At 46.3% G+C, this 16,114-nt stretch carries 16 protein-coding genes; 15 read left to right on the forward strand and 1 reads right to left on the reverse strand.

All coding sequences use genetic code 11. The features are described from left to right. Positions 1-74: 74 nt before the first annotated feature. The 10 genes from K401_RS33205 (at position 75) to K401_RS0113385 (ending at position 10,232) form a co-directional block, all read left to right on the forward strand. Positions 75-476, forward strand: a complete 402-nt coding sequence (locus K401_RS33205) for a hypothetical protein (RefSeq protein ID WP_166435272.1) — start codon at positions 75-77, stop codon at positions 474-476. After that, positions 473-2,158 carry an LCP family glycopolymer transferase gene (locus tag K401_RS31865; protein ID WP_166435273.1) on the forward strand — a complete coding sequence of 562 codons (1,686 nt, stop codon included), beginning with the start codon at positions 473-475 and terminating at the stop codon, positions 2,156-2,158. Before K401_RS33205 ends, K401_RS31865 begins: the two co-directional genes overlap by 4 nt. A 181-nt stretch (positions 2,159-2,339) precedes the next feature. Continuing rightward, positions 2,340-3,809, forward strand: a complete 1,470-nt coding sequence (locus K401_RS0113345; protein ID WP_024293424.1) for a S1C family serine protease — start codon at positions 2,340-2,342, stop codon at positions 3,807-3,809. Between the two features lie 367 nt (positions 3,810-4,176). Next, complete coding sequence (locus tag K401_RS0113350; RefSeq protein WP_024293425.1) at positions 4,177-5,160, forward strand: helix-turn-helix domain-containing protein; 984 nt, start codon at positions 4,177-4,179, stop codon at positions 5,158-5,160. A 182-nt stretch (positions 5,161-5,342) separates the two neighbouring features. Next, positions 5,343-5,624: a DUF2325 domain-containing protein gene (locus K401_RS0113360; protein WP_024293426.1), complete on the forward strand. Its 282-nt coding sequence runs from the start codon at positions 5,343-5,345 to the stop codon at positions 5,622-5,624. A gap of 11 nt (positions 5,625-5,635) precedes the next feature. Continuing rightward, positions 5,636-6,187: a DUF3793 family protein gene (locus tag K401_RS0113365; protein WP_024293427.1), complete on the forward strand. Its 552-nt coding sequence runs from the start codon at positions 5,636-5,638 to the stop codon at positions 6,185-6,187. 39 nt (positions 6,188-6,226) lie between these two features. Next, the gene (locus tag K401_RS0113370; protein ID WP_024293428.1) at positions 6,227-6,652 is read left to right on the forward strand and encodes a flavodoxin; all 426 of its coding nucleotides are present in this window, start codon (positions 6,227-6,229) and stop codon (positions 6,650-6,652) included. A gap of 295 nt (positions 6,653-6,947) precedes the next feature. Then, complete coding sequence (gene clpX / locus K401_RS0113375; RefSeq protein ID WP_437123448.1) at positions 6,948-8,351, forward strand: ATP-dependent Clp protease ATP-binding subunit ClpX; 1,404 nt, start codon at positions 6,948-6,950, stop codon at positions 8,349-8,351. A gap of 75 nt (positions 8,352-8,426) precedes the next feature. Next, entirely contained in the window at positions 8,427-8,894 is a 468-nt protein-coding gene (locus K401_RS0113380) for a signal peptidase II (protein ID WP_024293430.1), read from the forward strand. A gap of 54 nt (positions 8,895-8,948) precedes the next feature. Then, entirely contained in the window at positions 8,949-10,232 is a 1,284-nt protein-coding gene (locus K401_RS0113385) for an HlyC/CorC family transporter (protein WP_334291462.1), read from the forward strand. A gap of 115 nt (positions 10,233-10,347) precedes the next feature. On the opposite strand, the gene K401_RS0113395 is transcribed toward K401_RS0113385, so the two are convergent. Beyond that, positions 10,348-10,707: a TIGR04086 family membrane protein gene (locus tag K401_RS0113395; protein WP_024293432.1), complete on the reverse strand. Its 360-nt coding sequence runs from the start codon at positions 10,705-10,707 to the stop codon at positions 10,348-10,350. A gap of 181 nt (positions 10,708-10,888) precedes the next feature. On the opposite strand from K401_RS0113395, the gene scfA reads away from it, so the two are divergent. The 5 genes from scfA (at position 10,889) to K401_RS0113425 (ending at position 16,098) form a co-directional block, all read left to right on the forward strand. Beyond that, positions 10,889-11,035, forward strand: a complete 147-nt coding sequence (gene scfA / locus K401_RS31265; protein ID WP_034620226.1) for a six-cysteine ranthipeptide SCIFF — start codon at positions 10,889-10,891, stop codon at positions 11,033-11,035. Between the two features lie 181 nt (positions 11,036-11,216). Beyond that, complete coding sequence (scfB, locus tag K401_RS0113405) at positions 11,217-12,611, forward strand: thioether cross-link-forming SCIFF peptide maturase (protein WP_024293433.1); 1,395 nt, start codon at positions 11,217-11,219, stop codon at positions 12,609-12,611. Between the two features lie 54 nt (positions 12,612-12,665). Then, complete coding sequence (gene tgt / locus K401_RS0113410; protein WP_024293434.1) at positions 12,666-13,805, forward strand: tRNA guanosine(34) transglycosylase Tgt; 1,140 nt, start codon at positions 12,666-12,668, stop codon at positions 13,803-13,805. Positions 13,806-13,854: 49 nt separating this feature from the next. Beyond that, entirely contained in the window at positions 13,855-14,151 is a 297-nt protein-coding gene (yajC, locus tag K401_RS0113415; RefSeq protein ID WP_084492882.1) for a preprotein translocase subunit YajC, read from the forward strand. Positions 14,152-14,751: 600 nt separating this feature from the next. After that, on the forward strand, positions 14,752-16,098 hold the full coding sequence (locus K401_RS0113425) for an ABC transporter substrate-binding protein (protein WP_024293436.1): 1,347 nt from the start codon (positions 14,752-14,754) through the stop codon (positions 16,096-16,098). The last annotated feature ends 16 nt before the right edge of the window (positions 16,099-16,114 follow it).

A 16,114-nucleotide genomic window follows, 5' to 3' on the forward strand; every position in this document is an offset into this window, starting at 1 on the left:
TTACTACCTGGATGATGATTACGAGGATTATCAGGAAAGAAAATACAGCAGAACAAATCAGGCGGAAGTCCGGAATGATTTCACCAAAAAGGCTGGTGATACGGCCGGAAGGCAAAGCAGGACCGGGGAAAGGGCCAGGAGTGCCGAACGACCCAATACTGCATCCGGAACCGGCCAGACAGCTTTTAAGGGTCAAACCTCATCGGGAGCCGGTCCAAGTAAAAGTCAGGGAACAGCGGGAAACCGTGCTGGCTCTGGAAACAGTCAGGGAACAGCGGGTAGCCGCACTGCGTCAGGAAACAGCCAGGGAACAGCGGGTAGCCGCACTGCGTCAGGAAACAGTCAGGGAGCAGCAGGAAACCGCGGTGCTTCAGGAAATAGCCAGGGAATGGCCGGAGGCCGGACTGATTCAGGAAGCGGCCAGGGAGCAGCAGGAAACCGTACTGCATCAGGAAATGTACGGGAGGGAGCCGTGAGCAGGTCCGCTTCAGGGAGTGCCAGGGAAGCAGCAGTAAGCCGGTCCATCTCCATAAACGGCCAGGGCCCGTCAAAAGGCCAGATTGTCATAGGGGACGGAGTTGCCAAGCAGCAGCAGAGAGTGCCGGGACAGGAGAAGAGTGTGGCCGCCAGCCGGTCTGCAGCCCAGGCTGAAAAGAAGAAAAAAATTCGCCGCATCATTGTGATGGCGGTCCTGGAAATCTTTACTCTGGCAGGCATTTTCGCCTATGCTTACGTTGCCAGACTCATGGGATCCATTCAAAGACCGGATGATTTTAATGAGAAACAGGTGCGCAATGAGATCATGTCTCCGGAACAGAAGAAGCATATGACAGGTTACCGTACCATTGCCATATTCGGCGTTGACAGCCGGGATGGCAATGTAAACAAGGGAACCAATGCCGATGTTATCATGGTCTGCAATATTAACAGAGATACTGGAGAAATCAGGCTGGTATCCGTGTTCCGTGATACATATTTAAATACGGGAGAGGGAAATGCCTATAATAAAATAAACTCTGCCTATGCCACCGGAGGAGCAGCTCAGGCTTTGGCTGCCTTAAATAAGAATCTGGATCTGGATATCAGCGAATACGTTACCTTTAACTGGAAATCGGTTGCTGACGGGATCAATATGCTGGACGGGGTGGACATTGAAATTACCAAAGCGGAATTCCGTTATATCAACTCCTTTATCACGGAAACTGTGGAGAAAACAGGAGTGCCGTCAGTCCATTTAAAATCTGCGGGAATGAATCACCTGGACGGGGTGCAGGCTGTAGCCTATGCCAGACTGAGAAAAATGGATACCGACTATGCAAGAACAGAACGTCAGCGTCTTGTGATTCAAAAAACCTTTGAAAAGGCAAAAAAGGCAGACTTAGGGCTGCTTAACAGAATCTTATTGATGGAGGTGGATCAGATCGGATCAAACCTTACCTTTAGCGACTTTACGGAGCTGCTGTTGGATATAGGCAAATATCATATCGGCAAAACAGGAGGTTTTCCCTTTACCCGCGGTGATATGACCGTAGGAAAAAGAGGGGACTGCGTCATCCCTCAGACTCTGGAATCAAATGTTTCTGAGCTTCACAGTCTTCTTTTTGATAAGGAAAACTATGAGCCATCAGATATGGTCAAGAAAATAAGCGCTAAAATAGCCGCCGATTCCGGCATGTATAAACAGGGATCCGGCAAGGGCAACTCTTCTAAGGACGATGAAGATGATTCAAAGAAGACCACAGAAGCCACAAAGCCTGAGAAGACCACCGGGGCAGAGGAATCCTCCTCCCAGGACGGGTCTACTGGAGCTACAGATGAAAACGGAAAACCTGTAAAGCCTACGGATTCCTCAGATGGCAGTACAGGAGAGACAAAGGAAACCAAACCAGGAGAGACAAGACCTTCAGAATCAACTACCGGAGCAACGAAGCCGGGAGAAACAAAGCCTTCTCCGACAACCAGTGCGCCGGAGACAACTACAGACTCTCATGGGCCCGGAACCGGCCAGACAACGGCAGCAGAAGAGACAACGGCGCCTCAGACCACCTCGGCAGGGCCAGGCGGTCCGGGAGAGACGACGTCCTCCCAGCCTTCTAATGAAGCCACCAATCCGGCTTCAGAGGTTCCTGTGGTTTCTGCACCGCCCACCGGCAATTAATTGAATAAATGATAAAGAAATACCCCGCAGACAGGGCCCTGATGATAAAAAAGGCGGCTGATGCGGGGATTTTTTTCTTTTCACATATTCAATATAATTTTATCACAAAATGGTCACATTTCATTGATAAACTCAGATTATCAAAAGAGATAAAAAGTATACATGAAAGGAGATAGATCTTATGTATGACGAATATGATAACAAAGATACAGGCCGTGTGAATCCTGAAGAGCATAAAGAAGAAGCAGTTACCACAAATTTTATTATGAGGGATCCGGATCCGGAAAAACCCAGCTCCCAGGATTCTGAAAGCGGCAATCAGATCCAGGACCGCAGTTCCTATAGCGCACAGCAGAGTATTCCTCATTACCAGGAGTACCAGTATCACAGGGCAGCAGAACAAAATGTGTACCAGGAAGAAGGGAAGCCAAGGAAGAAAGGCAGCTTTGCAAAGAAGGCGGCCGGCATTGTAGGAGGCGCTCTTGTCTTTGGTGTGGTTGCCGGAAGCACCATGGTGGGAATTAACTGGGCGGCCGGAGCTTACGGAAATAAAAATTCCGTAGAAATCAGCCAGGTGGAAACCATTCCATCTACTACTGATCCGGCAGGAGTCCAGGCTGCCAATACCTCCAGTATTACCGCTGCCAACGATGTTTCCACCATTGTTGACAAAGCCATGCCATCGGTAGTTGCCATTACCAGCAAGGTGATTTATGAAAGCCAGACCTGGTTCGGCCCTATGCAGAGGGAAGGGGTAGGCAGCGGCTCCGGCATCATTGTAGGAAAAAACGATGATGAACTGCTGATCGTCACCAATAACCATGTGGTGCAGGGCGCGGAGGAATTAAAGGTCACCTTTATTGATGAAGAGGCCGTAGATGCTTCCATTAAGGGAACGGATGCGGACAGTGACTTAGCAGTGATTGCAGTTCCTTTAAATGGCATATCTTCCGACACATTATCAAAGATTGCCATTGCTTCCCTTGGAAATTCCGATAGCCTGAAGGTAGGTCAGGGAGTTGTTGCCATAGGAAATGCTCTTGGTTATGGACAGTCCGTTACCGTTGGTTATGTCAGCGCTCTTGACCGGTCCGTACAGACTGAGGATGGCACAAGCCGCGATCTTCTCCAGACTGATGCTGCTATTAACCCCGGCAACAGCGGCGGCGCTCTGTTAAATATGCGGGGCGAGGTGATCGGCATCAATTCAGCCAAATATTCTTCTACAGAAGTAGAAGGTATGGGCTATGCCATTCCTATTTCCAAGGCCCAGGATATCATTGACACCCTGATGACCAGAAAGACCAGAACCCAGGTGGCCGATGAAAACCAGGGATATTTAGGAATCCAGTGCAAGAATATTGATGGGACCACAAGCCAGCAGCTTGGTATGCCTCAGGGCGTGTTTATCTATAAGATCGTAGAAGGCGGAGCAGCTTCCAAGTCTGAACTGCGGGAAAAGGATATCATTACCAAGTTTGACGGCCAGGGCATTAAGACTTATGACGACCTGACCAACATGCTTAAATATTACGAAGGAGGAACCACCGTGACTCTTACTGTCCAGTCTCTTGAAAACGGGCAGTATGTGGAGAGAAATGTAGATATTACCCTTGGCAAAAGACCGTCTGAGGTTCCGCAGCAGGGTTAAGAAAAAGGTCTCTTTAGGCTCCTCATCGAGCCTGGAGAGGCCTTTTTTAAAGGGGGAGCAGCAGTTGTGGTCTAGATAGGAAGATGATTGTTTTTTGAAAAAGCTCTTGACAAACAGAAATGATCCAGGTATTGTAATATGGGTTAGTGTAAGCTAACTCCATGTTTTGATCAGTTGGCTCTGTTTTGCCCATAGAGCACAGAATGTGAGGAAGGCTGAACCATGATGCCATTTGTACTTGCGGGCATGAACAGGAAATATATCATTGAAAAAGTTAGCAGTTTTTCATAATCCGTATTTATGGTAGACAGAAAACAAAATGGAAGGTAATAATTAAGCAATGGGAGCATTTTCAGAATGTGAAATAATGAACGCGACACAGCAGGAAAAAGAAATATACGGCGAAGAGGTACAGATTGTTTCCCGGTCAAGCGACTGCGTTATTTACCGCATTGTTGATGGAAGCGGAGCTATGGTGATGACCAGTTATCAGGTGTTCCCTGGAATCCAGCTGATTTACAACGATGTACATATAGGAAGGTGTTCCATTGACTATGGAGTTTTTGGAAATGTAATGGAGATCAATCACTGCCGGGAAGGGCGCATAGAGTGCGGGTACCGGGAAGAGTTTTTTTACCTGACCCAGGGCGATCTTGCAGTCAGTAAAACAGGTGCCGCCGGTCACGGCTCCTATTTCCCTTTGAACCACTATCACGGGATCGCAATTGTCATTGACATTGACAGAGCGCCTGCGTGTATGTCATGCTTTCTGGATGATGTGAATGTGCGGCCCTGTGTCCTGATGGAAAAGTTCTGCAGAGGCGGTAAATGCTTTGTCGCCCGGTCAAAACCCTGCCTGGAACACATTTTTTCAGAGCTGTATGCCGTACCTGACAGCATAAGAAAAGGCTATTTCAAAGTCAAGATTCTGGAACTTCTGCTGTTTTTAAGCGGCATGGATTTAAGTGAGGATCAGATTGAAAAGCGCTGCTTCACAAAAACCCAGGTTGGCCTTACAAAGAGCGTGTGTGAGTATCTGGCGGAACACATGGACAGCCGGGTGACGATTTCTGAGCTGGCGGATATTTTCCATGTTTCTCAGACAGCTCTTAAGAACAGCTTTAAAGGGGTCTTCGGCGTTTCCGTTTATTCCTACATCAGAGAGCAGAAAATGCAGGCAGCTGCTTTAATGCTGCGCCAGACAGAACGTTCTGTGCTGGAGATTGCAGGGATGTGCGGCTATGACAACGGCAGCAAATTTGCCGGCGCGTTCCGCAATGTTATGGGTATGACGCCTAATGAATACAGAAATACAAGGAATGAGGAAGAACAGCCTCAGGAGGATACATAAATGACGGAAAGGGACCGCCTTTTTGGACAATGTGTCCATTTGGAGCCTTCTTTGTTCCTTTTGGAGTGGAGGGGGCCATCCTTTTTGTGTAAAATAAAAAAACAATCATTGACAGCGCCTTGGGGCGCATACATTTTAACGTATAGTTAGCTAAAACTAACTAAAGGAATGGAGGTAATCGCATGAGCGTAGTAATCGTTGGAGGAAATGAATGCATGGTACGTCAGTACAAAGAGCTATGTCAGGAGTACAGCTGCTGCGCAAAAGTCTTTACAGAGATAAAAGGCGGGCTGAAAAATAAAATCGGAAGACCGGATTTGCTGGTGCTTTTTACCAGTACCATGTCACATAAAATGGTGCGTTGTGCTTTGAGCGAAACAAAGGGACTGGATACCATAATTGCCCGTTCCCATTCCAGCTCAATGTCAGCGTTAAAGAACATACTGAGAGAACATGCAGTATAGGAGGAAAAGAAATGTCAGACGAAATGCTGATCAGGCACTGCGCTCCAACATTGGCCGGGATAAAAACCGGAAATCTGTTTTCCTGCTCTTACCGGTCAAAGGAGGAAATACGAAATGAAGTAAGAAGGCTAAACCGTGCCCTTGCGCCAAAGGGGATCCGGGTTCTGCCTCTGCGTTATTTCAAACAAAGGGCCTTGATCTATCTTTATCGTCCAAGCTGTTTAAGGCGGGATCTGGCAGATGGATATGCGTCGTCTCTGCTGAAGCAATACGGATATTCTTTTGAAAATCCAGAGCGCTGTGTGGTTCAGCTGGCAAACAAGCTGCGCACCTGCCCCGGGTTTCCTCACGAAATCGGTTTGTTCCTGGGCTATCCCCCGGAGGATGTTCAAGGCTTCATCGAAAACAAAGCCTGTCACTGTAAATGCATTGGATGCTGGAAGGTTTACGGTGACGAGGAAAAGGCAAAACAAACCTTTCATCGTTATAAAAAATGCACGGAAGTTTATTTTGCCCAATGGTCAAAAGGAATCGCTGTTGAACGGCTCACCGTAGCCGTTTGATATAAAAGATTGATTATCAGGAAAGGTTGGTTATGTAGCATGAGTAAAATTGCAGTAGTTTATTGGAGCGGAACCGGAAATACCGAGGCAATGGCAGCAGCTGTCCTGGAGGGAGCAAAGGAAAAGGGCGGAGATGCAGCCATATTCACACCCTCTGATTTTGACGTTTCCATGATTGATTCCCTGGATGCGATAGCTTTTGGCTGTCCTGCCATGGGAGGAGAAGTTTTGGAGGAAGATGAATTTGAACCTATGTTTTCTGCCTGTCAGTCAAAGCTTGGCGGAAAAAAGATCGCGCTGTTTGGTTCCTATGGCTGGGGTGACGGCGAATGGATGCGTACATGGGAAGAGACTTGCAAAGGCGCTGGTTTGGAGCTTGCCTGTGACAGCGTGATCTGTAATGAAGCGCCTGATGATGAGGCTGTAGCAGCCTGCAAAGCCCTCGGCGCGGCTCTGGCGGAATAGAAAGGCAGCTGCCGGAGGACAGGCGGTTTGTTTTAAGTCCCGGCAAATTTAAAAATGACATAATAGCGCGGAATATTTTTCCATAAATATTCCGCGCTATATTTTCGTGTTCCAATTGGTTATAATGGTTTTAAGATGTCAGGCCGGATGTCAGCCGGACTCATTAAAAAAGTCTAAACTGCCGGTCCGCACTTGTAAGAGACTATTAAATGCTTTATAATAATCTGGTATCCGTGCATAATTACAGATAGAAGGAGATTACAGCTTGAACGAGAAGGATTTTCCGGAGGAAAAGATGGAAGATACAGTTGTCGGCAGCTCTGATGCCGGCAAAAAGAAAAAAGATGACGATGAGTATGAAAAAATCTGTTATGTCTGCCGCAGGCCGGAGAATGTGACAGGGCCAATGGTTTCTATGCCCGGAGGCATGAATCTGTGCCATGATTGTATGCAAAAGGCATTTGATTCCGTAGCCCAGGGCGGATTTGATATAACAAAGATTCAGAATATGCCTTATATGAATTTGAATTTCAATGATCTTGGCAGCTTAAACCCAAAAGATCTTGAGATCCCCAATAAGCAGAGAGTGAAAAAAAGAGCCGAAAAGGAGCCGGGGCAGGAACTGAAACTAAAAGACATCCCGGCGCCTCATGTCATCAGGCGGAAGCTTGATGAATACGTCATTGGCCAGGAACAGGCCAAAAAGGTAATTTCCGTGGCAGTTTACAATCATTACAAAAGAGTTTATTTAACGGATTCCGGGAAGAAGGATGAAGATGGAACTGTGCAGATTGAAAAATCCAACATTTTAATGATCGGTCCTACGGGAAGCGGAAAGACCTACCTGGTAAAGACTCTTGCCAGACTTCTTGATGTACCCCTGGCCATCGCCGATGCCACCTCTCTTACAGAGGCCGGATACATAGGCGATGACATAGAGAGCGTTGTTTCCAAGCTGCTGGCTGCGGCTGACAACGATGTGGAAAAGGCGGAGCGGGGGATTATTTTTATTGACGAGATCGATAAGATCGCGAAAAAGAAGAGTACCAGCAGCAGGGACGTAAGCGGAGAGTCTGTCCAGCAGGAGCTTTTAAAGCTTTTAGAGGGAAGCCGGGTAGAGGTACCGGTGGGCTCCAACCAGAAAAATGCCCTCACCCCAATGACAGCAGTCAGCACCGAGAACATCCTCTTCATTTGCGGAGGGGCGTTCCCGGACCTGGAGGATATTATAAAGGAGAGGCTTAAGGAGAAATCATCCATTGGTTTTTCAGCAGAATTAAAGGACAGGTATGAGAAGGATCCTAATATCCTGTCCCATGTGACCAATGAGGATTTGCGCAAATTCGGCATGATACCCGAATTTTTAGGCCGTCTGCCCATTACAGTGACTCTGGAATCCTTAGATAAGGAGCTGCTGATCCGGGTTTTAAAGGAGCCGAAAAACGCCATTTTAAAGCAGTATAAAAAGCTTTTGGAGCTTGATGAAGTGAATCTGGTATTTGAAGATGAGGCATTGGAATGGATCGCAGAAGAAGCCCTTAAGAAAAAGACCGGAGCAAGAGCTTTAAGGGCCATCATAGAAAATTTTATGCTTGATATCATGTATGAGGTTCCCAAGGATCCCAACATCGGATCCGTAGTCATAACAAGAGCTTACTTAGATAAAATCGGCGGTCCTCTTATCCAGATGAGATGCTGATGAGCCGGGAATTGCTGGGCAAGGGATAAAAAATACAAAAGAGTGGAGATAATAAGGACGGAAGGAGTGTGGGTCATGGTATTTATCGGTATCATCGTATTACTGGCTTCCCTGGATCTTCTCATAAAAGGTGCCATCGAGGATCAGGAAGAAACCGGCTTTCCCAAGGAACTGGAGGGAAGCGGCGGAAAGATTATGCTCCATAAAAATCATAATGCCGGTTTTTCTTTCGGCTGTTTTAAGGATCACCAGCCCCTGGTACAGATGATTCCCCTGGCAGTGGCGTCCTTTATTGGCGGAATGCTGGCATGTCTTCTTCAGAAAAAAGGCAGCGTTTGGGAAAAATTAGCCCTGTCTGTTGCCTTGGGAGGCGCCGTCAGCAATCTGTATGACAGATTTGTCCGCCATTATGTGGTGGATTATTTCAGCATTCAGTGCGGCAGGCTTAAAAAGGTGGTATTCAATCTGGGGGATATGTTTATCTTCCTGGGAGCCGGAATTATGCTTATTATAGAAATAATAAAGGCTTTTAAAGAGCGGTAAAGCAGAAAAAAGCGGCTGTCTTCTTGACACAGCCGCTTTTGTATTGTAGAATCAATGATAAAATATAAAAAACAGGAGTTGATCTTTTTGGATTCGAGTGACTATATACAGTTGCTTACGTTAATTTTTTTAGTTGGATTGTCAGCATTTTTCTCATCAGCTGAGACTGCCCTTACTACGGTGAACAAAATCAGAGTCCGGAATTTAGCGGAAGCAGGCAATAAGAATGCTGCTACGCTGATTAAGATTTTAGAGAACCAGGGTAAGATGCTCAGCGCGATTCTGGTCGGTAACAATGTGGTAAACTTAACGGCTTCTTCCATGTCCACCACTCTGGTCATGAGCGTTTGGGGCAGTAAGGCCATCGGCATTGGAACCGGTATCCTTACCTTGGTCATTCTGGTATTCGGTGAAATATCCCCGAAAACCATTTCTACCTTATATTCCGAAACAATATCTTTAAAATATGCGAAAATAATCTATGGTTTTATGATTGTCATGACTCCGGTCATTTATGTCATTCAGATACTTTCTTCAGGCTTTTTACGCTTTATCCATGTGAATCCCAACCGAAAGCAGGATGCGATCACAGAGGATGAACTGCGGACCATTGTAGATGTGAGCCACGAGGAAGGCGTGATTGAGTCAGAAGAAAGAAAAATAATTAACAATGTATTTGATTTTGGGGATTCTGTGGCGCGGGATATTATGATCCCCCGCATTGACATGACCCTGGTGGATGTAAATGCAGCTTATGATGAGCTGATCGAAATTTTCCGGCAGGAAATGTACACCAGGATTCCGGTATATGAGGAAACCAGTGACAATGTGATCGGGATCATTAATATGAAGGATTTACTCCTTGTGGACAGGACTGATGACTTTCACGTCCGGGATTTTTTAAGGGAGCCTCTCTATACATACGAGTATAAAAAGACTGCAGAACTTATGTTGGAGATGCGCCAGACCTGTAATAACGTGGTCATTGTTCTGGATGAATACGGGGCAACGGCAGGAATGATAACCCTGGAGGATTTACTGGAAGAAATCGTGGGAGAGATCAGGGATGAGTATGACGAGGATGAAGAGAATGAACTGGTGGAGGTAGCGCCATTTGAATATCTGGTAGAAGGCTCCATGAAGCTTGATGATTTAAACGACCGGCTGAACCTTGAACTGGAGTCCGAGGATTATGATTCCATCGGAGGCCTGATCATCGGACTGCTTGACCGGCTCCCGGAACAGGGAGAGGAGGTTGTCTGCAGCGGAATCCGCCTTGTTGTGGACGAGCTGGACAAAAACAGGATCGATAAGGTGCGGATGTATTTGCCTCACTAGATATTTCCCTGGCAGGCGGTCTGAAGGGTCCTTGCCAAAGGGGAAGAAAAGCAAAAAGGAGAGAAAAGCTGACCGCTTTTTCTCTCCTTCCTGTTTTTCCCAGGGCCCCCATCCGTCAACTGAGCATTCCCCCCGCGGTTCCGCTGACTGCGCAGATTGCCATGGTGGTGAGGAGCTGGTTCATGGAACCGTTTAATCCTTTGTTTAAGAAGAAGGATACGGCTAACAGCACCAGGAAATACAGAAGCCCCAGCAAAAGACCCCAGAAAAATCTTCGGTGCCGTATGCTCTTGCCCATTAAGATTCCGCCAAAGAGACAGGCGATAATATAAACCGCATTGACACCCAGGCGTATCTGTCCTTCTTTCAGCCGGAATTTATAAAGTGCTAAGGCCAGGACCACCAGCAGGATTCCGGTCAGTATGTAGGTGATAAGAAGGTTTCTTAGTGTGACCTGAAGCTTTGATTTTTCCATTTGACTACTCCTTATATCTTGTCTTATGATTCAGTATATTCTAGGGGTATGGCGGATATTCTTGGATGTCCTGACAATAAAATTGATACGGCACGTTCTCCCTGGGGCGATTCATCTTGCGCTCGCTTAAAACATGTGGTATAATCTCAAAGAATTAGGTGAATACAGGAGGTGTAAGTATATGAAACACGTGAAAACATTAAATTCCAGTACATTAAAAGAATCCATGAAGAAAGGCGGCTGCGGCGAGTGCCAGACTTCCTGCCAGTCAGCCTGCAAGACATCCTGTACAGTAGGAAACCAGAGCTGCGAGAACCGCAACCGTTAGTGAACAGCTGTGTCGTCCTGCGTTTACATATGAATGCAGAATGTGGATGGAAATAACTGTATAGAACAGCCATAAGGCAGATAAGCAGATGCCCCTACGGTCGTGATGACGGTAGGGGTTCCTTCGCTTGTCTGCTTAAAACCAATTATAGGACAAATTTTTTCAATTAAGGAGAATACAAGTGATTCATCAATATATTAACAACGGCTTCCATATTATTATGGATGTCAACAGCGGTTCCGTTCACTCTGTGGATCCGGTCATGTATGAGGCCGTAGAAATTGCAGCAGGCATGGTGCCGGAGATGGAAAAGCCCCAGGCTCTGCCAAGAGAGGTGGGGGAAGAACTGCAAAGCAGCCTTGCTGGAAAATACGGAGAAACAGAAGTGGGGGAAGCTCTGGAGGAGATCCAGTATCTGATCGACAGGGGAGAGCTGTTTACAAAGGATGTATATCACGATTACGTGGTTGATTTTAAAAAACGTAGTACAGTGGTAAAGGCTCTTTGCTTACATATTGCCCATGACTGCAACTTAGCCTGCAAATATTGTTTTGCGGAAGAGGGAGAATACCATGGCCGCAGGGCACTGATGTCCTTTGAAGTTGGGAAAAAAGCCCTGGACTTTCTCATTGCCAATTCCGGCAACCGGAGAAACTTAGAAGTGGACTTTTTCGGCGGAGAGCCGCTGATGAACTGGGGAGTAGTAAAGCAGCTTGTTGAATACGGACGGGAAAAAGAGAAAGAATATAATAAGAACTTCCGTTTTACCATGACCACCAACGGCGTTTTGCTGAACGATGAGATCATGGAATTCTGCAACCGGGAAATGAGCAACGTGGTCCTAAGCCTTGACGGGCGTAAAGAGGTCAATGACAATATGCGCCCCTTCCGCAACGGAAAAGGCAGCTATGACTTAATCGTTCCCAAATTCCAGAAGTTCGCACAGCTGAGAGGAACCAGGGATTATTACATCAGGGGCACCTTTACCCGCAATAATATGGATTTTGCAAAGGATGTCCTGGAATTTGCTGATCTTGGTTTTTCAAGCATGTCCATTGAGCCGGTGGTAGCTCAGGCGGAAGAGGACTATGCCATCAGGGAGGAAGATCTTCCACGGATCCTTGAGGAGTATGATAAACTTGCCGTGGAATACATTAACAGGGAGAAGGAAGGCAAAGGATTTAATTTCTTCCATTTTAATATTGATTTAAATCAGGGGCCCTGTGTGGCAAAGCGTTTGTCCGGCTGCGGTTCAGGAACTGAGTATCTGGCAGTAACTCCCTGGGGAGATTTTTATCCATGCCATCAGTTTGTGGGTGAGGAGGAATTCCTTCTGGGAAATGTGGATACAGGCGTGACAAATTTAGAGATCCGGGATGAATTTAAGCTTTGCAATGTTTATGCAAAGGATAAATGCCGGGACTGTTTTGCAAGGTTTTACTGCAGCGGAGGCTGTGCGGCCAATTCCAATAACTTTCATGGAAAGTTGACGGATGTTTATGAAATCGGCTGCGAAATGCAGAAAAAGCGGATCGAATGCGCCATTATGATCAAGGCTGCTTTAGCGGAAGAATGAGAATACAAAAGTAACTGCTGATCGTTCAAAGAAATCAAGGAAAAGGAAGCTTAAATGAATTATAAGATCATTGCAAGGGATGGACGTGCGAAGCGGGGGGCAGTAACCACTGTTCACGGAACGATCCAGACCCCGGTGTTCATGAATGTGGGCACGGTGGGAGCCATTAAGGGTGCTGTTTCCACGGATGACCTTCGTGAGATCAAAACCCAGGTAGAGCTGTCAAACACTTACCACCTTCATGTTCGTACCGGCGATAAATTAATCAGGGAATTTGGCGGACTTCACCGGTTCATGAATTGGGACCGTCCCATTCTCACAGACTCCGGCGGCTTTCAGGTGTTTTCCCTCACCGGCCTAAGGAAAATCAAAGAAGAAGGCGTTTACTTCCAGTCCCATATTGACGGACACAAGATATTCATGGGACCGGAAGAGAGCATGCAGATCCAGTCCAATCTGGCCTCTACCATAGCCATGGCCTTTGACGAATGTCCGCCTCATCCGGCCACCAGGGAATATATGCAAAACAGCGTGGACCGTACTACCAGATGGCTGGAACGGTGCCGGACCGAGATGGCAAGGCTCAATTCCCTGCCTGATACCTTAAACAGGGATCAGTTATTGTTTGGCATCAATCAGGGCGGAACCTTTGAAGACATCCGGATCGCCCATGCCAAGACCATATCTGCCATGGATTTGGACGGCTATGCATTAGGCGGCCTGGCCGTGGGAGAAAGCCATGACGAGATGTACCGGATCTTAGATGAAACAGTTCCTTATCTTCCGGAAAATAAACCCACCTATCTGATGGGGGTAGGAACCCCTGCCAACATTTTGGAATCCGTGGACAGAGGAGTTGATTTCTTTGATTGTGTATATCCGTCAAGAAACGGCCGTCATGGTCATGTGTACACCAATCATGGAAAAATGAATTTATACAATATCAAATACCAACTGGATCATAAGCCCATTGAAGAAGGCTGCGGGTGTCCGGCCTGCCGTTCCTACAGCAGAGCCTATATCAGGCATCTTTTAAAGGCAAAAGAAATGCTTGGCATGAGATTATGTGTCTTGCATAATTTGTATTTTTATAATACAATGATGGAAGAGATCCGCGACGCAATCGAAAACCACTGTTATGGGGCATACAAGGAAGAGAAGCTGGGCCGCATGATGGCAGGCCAGACTTCTTAAAAATGGTGGACAAGCAGGCGGCGGATCGTTATATAAGGAGGAAATGGTTATGTTATCAGCAACAGGCGGTACTATGGGCATTGGTTTCTGGGTGATCTACATCGCAGTGATCTTTGGCTTCATGTACTTTATCGCAATCAGACCACAGAAAAGGGAGAAAAAGAAACAGCAGGAGATGTTTGCAAACATTGCAATCGGAGACAGCGTGTTGACCTCAAGCGGTTTTTATGGTGTCATCATTGATATGACCGATGATACGGTTATTGTAGAGTTCGGCAACAATAAGAACTGCAGGATTCCCATGCAGAAGACTGCTATCGTTCAGGTGGAAAAACCACAGGCTTAAAAAATCAGGGTACCCGGAAAGAGGCTTACTTTTTCCGGGTACTTTTTTAATGGGGCCATCCGGCAAAGCAGGGACATGCCAGCCGGTAAATATCCGGTCCCGGTAATCATTGGCGGTGCCTGATATTGAATCCGGTATACTGCAGTACCTTGAATGCTGGGAAAAAACGCTGTCAATCATTTAAGAATATATTACGTTGTTTTTAAACCGTCACAGAAGTGGCGGCTTTTTTTATCGAGGAAAGTTCGTCCTATACGATAAAAACCCTCCGGCAGGAGAGTCTGCAAAGCGTACTTTCTGCTCATCATACGAAAGCTCTCCGGCTTTCCCTATCAGTTAGCAGGGTACATTTTTTGACTGTGGTGAAAGGAAATTTCTTGAAAACATATTTGGCAAAAATTTAACAAGTAATTATGTATAATTATTACAAAAAATATAAGTGTAAAACCATATTTTACAGTAATAATTAGCAATAATTCCGAAAAGAAATATTATTACATTAATATATTGACATGAAATAAAAATTCATTTACAATTCGAGATGTAAACACAAACCGTATTCAGCAATGAATACGAATCATGTATTGGAGGGCTACATAGATGAAAATGAGCATGTTTATGGAAAAAAGTCTGGCTGCCATGCTGGCAGCAGGTATGACGGTTAGTCTGATCGGATGCGGCGGCCAGACAACAGAATCTGTACAGACAGAAAAGGCGCAGCAAACGACAACTGCACAAGGGACGTCAGCAGGAAGCGAAACAGGCGGAGGAGAGGTCACACTGGAATTTCAGCAATGGTGGGGGGTAGAATTACCGGATGGTGTCCTTAAGGAGATCTGCGACGGATTCACAGAACAGTCAGGGGTAAAGATCGAATTATTAAGCAATCCTTATGCAGATACCAAGACACAGATTGCAGCCGGCGCGGCGGCAGGAACCATGGCAGATGTAGTAGGTCTTGACGGATCGTGGGTTTATGATTTTGCAAAACAGGGTTCCATTACAAATATGACTGAGCTGATGTCAGCAGATGGTTATGATGACGGACAATTATCTGATCAGATTAAAGTAGACGGAAATACATATATGATCCCGGTAGTCAACTTTGCATATCCCATGTATGTCAATAAAACGCTGTTGGAGTCAGCGGGCATTTCAGAAGTCCCCAAGACATGGGGGGAATTTACGGAAGCCTGTAAAAAAGTTTCAGCAGCAAATAAAGGAGTTGCGGGCTGGGCCATCCCCTTGTCAACAGAATCCCCCAGCGGAATTCAGAACAATTTCATGAGCTGGTTATGGGCTTCAGGCGGAACCATGCTAAAGGATGGGAAACCGGCTTTGACAGATAACCCGCTTATGTCAGATACCGTAGATTTTGTAAAAGGATTATTTGATGCAGGTGTGGTTGCACCGGGGGCTTATTCCATGAAAGAAGCAGATATGGTGGAAGAGTTTACAAATGGCCGCGTTGCATTTATGACGGATTCACTTGCCCATTTGACAACGATCAAAAAAGAAGCGCCTGATTTAAAGTTTGAATTCATGCCTGTTCCGGTAAAAGAAGGTTACACAGGAAAGAGCGGCATGGATGTGGCCAACTGGGGTATTGGCATTGCAGAAAACTGCGAACAGAAAGCAGAAGCCATGAAGTTTGTGGAATACTTGATGAGCCCTGAAGTAAATGCCAGGCTTGCAGTGTATGCAAATGCCTTCCCTGGAAATGTAAATGCCAAACCAGACTATTCCAAAGCTGATGAGTTATTTGTAAAAGCATATGAATTATACCAGCAGTGCTACGCAATCAATGAATTTACCGGGCTTCCCACATCAGAAGAATTAATGAGACAGTTTGATGAGCAATTACAGTTATACATTGACGGCGATACGGCATCAACTGCTGATATGCTGTCCGCAACACAGGAGATTTGGCAGGGAGCATTCCAATAACGACCGGTCAGGCTGC

Source organism: Lacrimispora indolis DSM 755 (assembly GCF_000526995.1).
GTDB lineage: Bacteria > Bacillota > Clostridia > Lachnospirales > Lachnospiraceae > Lacrimispora > Lacrimispora indolis.

What these genes read in the sequence shown, in the direction of transcription:
- K401_RS33205 (WP_166435272.1), top strand. Translation starts at nt 75, where the DNA reads ATGATTTCACCAAAAAGGCTGGTGATACGGCCGGAAGGCAAAGCAGGA.
- K401_RS0113345 (WP_024293424.1), top strand. Translation starts at nt 2,340, where the DNA reads ATGTATGACGAATATGATAACAAAGATACAGGCCGTGTGAATCCTGAA.
- K401_RS0113350 (WP_024293425.1), top strand. Translation starts at nt 4,177, where the DNA reads ATGAACGCGACACAGCAGGAAAAAGAAATATACGGCGAAGAGGTACAG.
- K401_RS0113360 (WP_024293426.1), top strand. Translation starts at nt 5,343, where the DNA reads ATGAGCGTAGTAATCGTTGGAGGAAATGAATGCATGGTACGTCAGTAC.
- K401_RS0113365 (WP_024293427.1), top strand. Translation starts at nt 5,636, where the DNA reads ATGTCAGACGAAATGCTGATCAGGCACTGCGCTCCAACATTGGCCGGG.
- K401_RS0113370 (WP_024293428.1), top strand. Translation starts at nt 6,227, where the DNA reads ATGAGTAAAATTGCAGTAGTTTATTGGAGCGGAACCGGAAATACCGAG.
- clpX (WP_437123448.1), top strand. Translation starts at nt 6,948, where the DNA reads ATGGAAGATACAGTTGTCGGCAGCTCTGATGCCGGCAAAAAGAAAAAA.
- K401_RS0113380 (WP_024293430.1), top strand. Translation starts at nt 8,427, where the DNA reads ATGGTATTTATCGGTATCATCGTATTACTGGCTTCCCTGGATCTTCTC.
- K401_RS0113385 (WP_334291462.1), top strand. Translation starts at nt 8,949, where the DNA reads ATGATAAAATATAAAAAACAGGAGTTGATCTTTTTGGATTCGAGTGAC.
- K401_RS0113395 (WP_024293432.1), bottom strand. Translation starts at nt 10,707, where the DNA reads ATGGAAAAATCAAAGCTTCAGGTCACACTAAGAAACCTTCTTATCACC.
- scfA (WP_034620226.1), top strand. Translation starts at nt 10,889, where the DNA reads ATGAAACACGTGAAAACATTAAATTCCAGTACATTAAAAGAATCCATG.
- tgt (WP_024293434.1), top strand. Translation starts at nt 12,666, where the DNA reads ATGAATTATAAGATCATTGCAAGGGATGGACGTGCGAAGCGGGGGGCA.
- yajC (WP_084492882.1), top strand. Translation starts at nt 13,855, where the DNA reads ATGTTATCAGCAACAGGCGGTACTATGGGCATTGGTTTCTGGGTGATC.
- K401_RS0113425 (WP_024293436.1), top strand. Translation starts at nt 14,752, where the DNA reads ATGAAAATGAGCATGTTTATGGAAAAAAGTCTGGCTGCCATGCTGGCA.